The organism is Staphylococcus pasteuri (assembly GCF_030547725.1).
Taxonomy (GTDB): domain Bacteria; phylum Bacillota; class Bacilli; order Staphylococcales; family Staphylococcaceae; genus Staphylococcus; species Staphylococcus pasteuri.
On sequence record NZ_JAUOQO010000734.1, the window covers coordinates 1 to 246 of the forward strand.

Annotated in this window: 1 protein-coding gene; it reads left to right on the plus strand. The window is 69.5% G+C overall.

All coding sequences use genetic code 11. From position 1 onward, the window contains the following. On the plus strand, positions 1–246 hold a 246-nt coding region (locus tag Q4528_RS15305), incomplete at both ends, for a hypothetical protein (RefSeq protein WP_303522558.1).

Consider the following 246-nt stretch of genomic DNA (forward strand, 5'->3'; position numbering starts at 1 on the left):
TCCGGGTCGTTCACCGTCTCGGGTGCCGCCACTGCCACGGTCGCCGTCTCCGCCACCGCCACGGGCGTCATCCTGCTCAGTGGCTTGGCGCTGGCGAATGTCAGCCTCCTCGCTGTGGCGTCCGGCTCGTTCACTGTCAGTGGATCGGCCACGGCGCTCGCGACGTTCGGCGTCCCGCCGTCCACCGCCTACTACGTGACCACGCGCTCCGGGGTCCGCTATGCGGTCATTGCCCGGAGTGATACC